The following is a 4,631-nucleotide window of genomic DNA, read 5'->3' as shown; positions in this document are numbered from 1 at the left end:
CGGCCCGGACCGGACGGGAGGCCCTAAAGTGAGGGCATGACCGAAAGTTCCGTGCGCCCCGCCCTCTGGCCCGCCCCTCACGCGAGCGGCCCCGTCGACGCGACCGTCACCGTGCCCGGTTCCAAGTCGGTCACCAACCGGGCGCTGGTCCTGGCCGCCCTCGCCGCCGAGCCCGGCTGGCTCCGCCGGCCGCTGCGCTCGCGCGACACCCTGCTGATGGCCCAGGCGCTGCGCGCGATGGGCGTAGGCATCGAGGAGACGGTGTCGTCGAGTTCGGCGGCGGCACCGGGCGGTCCGGACGTCACGGGTGAGGCGTGGCGGGTCATCCCCGCCGGACTGCACGGCCCGGTCACGGTCGACGTCGGCAACGCGGGTACGGTCATGCGCTTCCTGCCCCCCGTCGCCACCCTCGCGGACGGTTCGGTCCACTTCGACGGCGACCCGCGTTCCTACGAGCGTCCGCTGCACGGCGTCATCGACGCGCTGCGCGCGCTCGGCGCCCGGATCGAGGACGGCGGGCGCGGTTCGCTCCCGCTGACCGTGCACGGCGCGGGCGCGCTGGAGGGCGGCCCGGTACGGATCGACGCCTCCGCCTCCTCCCAGTTCGTCTCCGCGCTGCTGCTCTCCGCCCCCCGGTTCAACCAGGGCGTGGAGGTACGGCACGTGGGTTCGGCCCTGCCGTCGATGCCGCACATCCGGATGACGGTGGAGATGCTGCGCGCGGTCGGCGCCCAGGTGGACGAGCCCGAGACGGGCGGCGAGCCGGATGTCTGGCGGGTCGCCCCCTCCGCGCTGCTCGGCCGGGACCTGACGATCGAGCCCGACCTCTCCAACGCCCAGCCGTTCCTGGCCGCCGCCCTGGTGACCGGCGGTCGCGTCACCGTACGCGACTGGCCGGAGCGCACCACGCAGCCCGGGGACGCGCTGCGCGAGCTGTTCACGGCCATGGGCGGTTCGTGCGAGCTGACGCCGCAGGGCCTCACCTTCACCGGGTCGGGCCGCATCCACGGCATCGACGCGGACCTGAGCGAGGTCGGCGAGCTGACCCCGGGCATCGCGGCTGTCGCGGCGCTCGCCGACTCCCCCTCCACGCTGAGCGGTGTCGCCCATCTGCGGCTGCACGAGACGGACCGGCTGGCGGCGCTCACCAAGGAGATCAACGAGCTCGGCGGTGACGTCACGGAGACGGCGGACGGGCTGCACATCCGGCCGCGTCCGCTGCGCGGCGGGGTGTTCCACACCTACGACGACCACCGGATGGCGACGGCGGGCGCGATCATCGGCCTGGCCGTGCCCGGGGTGGAGATCGAGAACGTCGGGACGACCGCGAAGACCCTGCCCGACTTCCCGGACATGTGGACCGGCATGCTCGGTGCCGGGGCCTAGGGCCTTTCGTCCGGGTCATGCCGGGCTCGCGGGGTCGGGTGCCGCACCTCGCGGCGTTGTCGTCGGTCGCGACGCTCCGCGTCGGCTCCCTGCTCCGCCTCGCGACGCACGACACCCGACCCCGCTCCCTGACCCGGCCTGATCCGAACGAGAGGCCCTAGAAGATGCGCCGCTACGGGAAGAACCCCGACGAGGACGACATCCGCGTCCGTCCGAACCGCAAGGGCAACCGCCCCCGCACCCATACCCGGCCCAAGCACGAGGACGCCGAGGACGGCATGGTCCTCACGGTCGACCGGGGCCGGCTGACCTGCCTCGTCGAGGGGCGCACGGTCGTCGCGATGAAGGCCCGCGAGCTGGGCCGCAAGGCCGCCGTGGTCGGCGACACCGTGTCGATCGTCGGGGATCTCTCCGGCGACAAGGACACCCTGGCGCGCATCGTCCGTATCGGCGAGCGCCGCTCGGTGCTGCGGCGCACCGCCGACGACGACGACCCGTTCGAGCGTGTGGTCGTGGCCAACGCCGACCAGCTCGCCATCGTCACCGCGCTCGCCGACCCGGAGCCGCGGCCGCGCATGATCGACCGGTGCCTGGTCGCCGCGTACGACGGCGGGCTGACCCCGCTGCTGGTGCTGACCAAGTCCGACCTGGCCTCCCCGGACAAGCTTTTGGAGGCGTACACCCCGCTGGGCGTGCCGTTCATCGTCACCAACCGGGACGAGCTGGCCAACGGAGACGCGGCCGACCGGGTGCGCGAGCAGCTGAACGGCAAGATCACCGCCTTCGTCGGGCACTCCGGGGTCGGCAAGACCACGCTGGTCAACGCCCTGGTGCCCGAGGACCGGCGGCGTACGACGGGCCATGTCAACGCGGTCACCGGGCGGGGGCGGCACACCACCACCTCGGCGCTCGCGCTGCCGTTGCCGGACGGGGCGGGGTGGGTGGTCGACACCCCGGGCGTGCGTTCGTTCGGCCTGCACCACATCGACCCGTCCCGGGTCATCAACGCGTTCCCCGACCTCCAGCCCGGCACCGAGGACTGTCCGCGCGGCTGCACCCACGACGACAGCGCGCCGGAGTGCGCGCTCGACGCGTGGGTGGCCGGCGGGCACGCCGATCCGGCGCGGCTCTACTCGCTGCGCCGGCTGCTGGCGACGCGCGAGCGGCGCGAGGGCGACTGAGCGGGAGCGCCGGCCGGACCGGCCGACGCGACTCGCGCACGCTTGCGACCACACGACCGTGGTGAGGGCATAATCGCAGCGAGCAGGCGGACCGGTGACCGATGCGGAGGACTACGGACGATGGCGTGGCTGCTGGTCGTGGTCGCGGGGCTGCTGGAGACGGGCTTCGCCGTGTGTCTGAAGCTGTCGCACGGTTTCACCCGGCTCTGGCCGACGATCGCGTTCGCGGCGTTCGCACTCGGGAGTTTCGGCCTGCTGACCCTCTCGCTGCGGAAGCTCGACGTGGGCCCCGCGTACGCGGTGTGGACCGGCATCGGGGCGGCCGGTACGGCGATCTACGGCATGGTCTTCTTCGACGACGTGGTGAACACACTGAAGCTCGTCTCGATCTCGCTGGTGATCATCGGTGTGATCGGCCTCCAGCTCTCCGGCTCCTCGCACTGACGGCCCTCCACAGGCTCTCCGGCCCCTCGCACCGACGGCCCGCCCGGAGGCTCCCCGGCTCCTCGCACCGAAGGCCGCCCGCGCCGTTCTGTGCTCCGACCGGGCGGGGCCGGGCCGTGTGGCCCCGCGCGGACCTGGCTGGATACTGTGACGGCATGTCCGACTACCACGATGATCTGCGTCTCGCCCACGTACTGGCGGACGCCGCCGACGCGGCGACGATGGACCGGTTCAAGGCCCTCGACCTCAAGGTGGAGACCAAACCGGACATGACTCCGGTGAGCGAGGCCGACAAGGCCGCCGAGGAGCTGATCCGGGGCCACCTGCACCGGGCCCGCCCGCGTGACGCGATCCTGGGCGAGGAGTACGGACTGGAGGGCACCGGCCCCCGCCGCTGGGTGATCGACCCGATCGACGGTACGAAGAACTACGTGCGCGGGGTGCCGGTCTGGGCGACCTTGATCTCCCTCATGGAGGCGGGCGAGAACGGTTTTCAGCCGGTGGTCGGCGTGGTGTCGGCCCCGGCGCTGAGCCGGCGTTGGTGGGCGGCGAAGGGCTCCGGCGCGTACTCGGGGCGCAGTCTCACCTCCGCGACCCGGCTCGAAGTCTCGAAGGTCGGGCAGATCTCGGACGCCTCCTTCGCGTACTCCTCGCTGACCGGCTGGGAGGAGCAAGGGCGGCTGGACGGCTTCCTCGACCTGTCACGGGCCTGCTGGCGGACGCGGGGCTACGGCGATTTCTGGTCGTACATGATGGTCGCCGAGGGGGCGGTGGACATGTGTGCGGAGCCCGAGCTCTCGCTGTGGGACATGGCGGCGACCGCGATCGTGGTGCAGGAGGCCGGCGGCAGCTTCACCGGTCTGGACGGCGTCCCCGGCCCGGGCGGCGGCAACGCGGCCGCGTCGAACGGCCTGCTCCACGACGAACTGCTGGGTTATCTCAACCAGCGCTACTGACGACCGCGCCGTCCCGGCCGGGGTCGCGCCCCGGTCGGCGGAGCGCCAGGGGCGCCCGGCGGCCACCGGACGTGCGCGTGCACGCCCTGTGGCCGCCTCGCGCACCTCTTGTCGGGCCATGGGAGGGGTGTCATCCTGAAACCCCCGCTTGTGAACTTGTGAATCGGCTCACTTTCCGGCCGATCCACCAAGGAGGTGCCCTCGTCATGCTGGTCCGAGACGCCATGACCACCGTGGTGCTCACCATCGGCCCCACCCACACACTCCGTCAGGCAGCCGCGCTGATGTCGGCCCGCCGCGTCGGGGCAGCCGTCGTCCATGATCCGGACACCTGCGGATTCGGCATCATCACCGAACGCGACATCCTCGACGCGGTCGGGCTCGGCCAGGACCCGGACCGCGAGTCCGTGTCCGGCCACACCACCACGGACGTGGTCTTCGCCGCCCCCACCTGGACCTTGGAAGAGGCCGCCGAGGCCATGACGCACGGCGGGTTCCGGCACCTGATCGTGCTGAACGACGACGGCCCGGTGGGTCTGGTGTCGGTCCGCGACATCATCCGCTGCTGGGCGCCGGTGCGCCGCCGTCACACGGTCGAACTGGCCGGCTGAGCGAGCCCTCCGGGGCGCCGAACCGTGAGGGACGGGCCGGACACCGCGTGCGG

Annotated in this window: 5 protein-coding genes; all 5 read left to right on the top strand. The window is 72.5% G+C overall.

The window, feature by feature from the left end:
• Window positions 1-36: 36 nt before the first annotated feature.
• The 5 genes from aroA (at window position 37) to ACFWEP_RS31985 (ending at window position 4,578) form a co-directional block, all read left to right on the top strand.
• Window positions 37-1,386, top strand: a complete 1,350-nt coding sequence (aroA, locus tag ACFWEP_RS32005; protein WP_387375394.1) for a 3-phosphoshikimate 1-carboxyvinyltransferase — start codon at window positions 37-39, stop codon at window positions 1,384-1,386.
• A 164-nt stretch (window positions 1,387-1,550) separates the two neighbouring features.
• Window positions 1,551-2,567 (top strand): ribosome small subunit-dependent GTPase A, encoded by a 1,017-nt coding sequence (rsgA, locus tag ACFWEP_RS32000; RefSeq protein WP_387375392.1) that lies wholly within the window; start codon window positions 1,551-1,553, stop codon window positions 2,565-2,567.
• A gap of 120 nt (window positions 2,568-2,687) precedes the next feature.
• Complete coding sequence (locus ACFWEP_RS31995) at window positions 2,688-3,011, top strand: multidrug efflux SMR transporter (protein ID WP_275492170.1); 324 nt, start codon at window positions 2,688-2,690, stop codon at window positions 3,009-3,011.
• Between the two features lie 155 nt (window positions 3,012-3,166).
• Window positions 3,167-3,967, top strand: a complete 801-nt coding sequence (hisN, locus tag ACFWEP_RS31990) for a histidinol-phosphatase (protein ID WP_387375390.1) — start codon at window positions 3,167-3,169, stop codon at window positions 3,965-3,967.
• 206 nt (window positions 3,968-4,173) lie between these two features.
• Window positions 4,174-4,578 carry a CBS domain-containing protein gene (locus ACFWEP_RS31985; protein WP_328719516.1) on the top strand — a complete coding sequence of 135 codons (405 nt, stop codon included), beginning with the start codon at window positions 4,174-4,176 and terminating at the stop codon, window positions 4,576-4,578.
• Window positions 4,579-4,631: the final 53 nt, after the last annotated feature.

The sequence above is a fragment of the Streptomyces sp. NPDC060198 genome (genome assembly GCF_042728415.1).
In the GTDB taxonomy this organism is placed as follows: Bacteria; Actinomycetota; Actinomycetes; order Streptomycetales; family Streptomycetaceae; genus Streptomyces.
The sequence above is the reverse complement of the archived record's forward strand: the minus strand, read 5'-3'. Positions and strand labels throughout refer to the sequence as shown.

What these genes read in the sequence shown, in the direction of transcription:
- aroA (WP_387375394.1), top strand. Translation starts at nt 37, where the DNA reads ATGACCGAAAGTTCCGTGCGCCCCGCCCTCTGGCCCGCCCCTCACGCG.
- rsgA (WP_387375392.1), top strand. Translation starts at nt 1,551, where the DNA reads ATGCGCCGCTACGGGAAGAACCCCGACGAGGACGACATCCGCGTCCGT.
- ACFWEP_RS31995 (WP_275492170.1), top strand. Translation starts at nt 2,688, where the DNA reads ATGGCGTGGCTGCTGGTCGTGGTCGCGGGGCTGCTGGAGACGGGCTTC.
- hisN (WP_387375390.1), top strand. Translation starts at nt 3,167, where the DNA reads ATGTCCGACTACCACGATGATCTGCGTCTCGCCCACGTACTGGCGGAC.
- ACFWEP_RS31985 (WP_328719516.1), top strand. Translation starts at nt 4,174, where the DNA reads ATGCTGGTCCGAGACGCCATGACCACCGTGGTGCTCACCATCGGCCCC.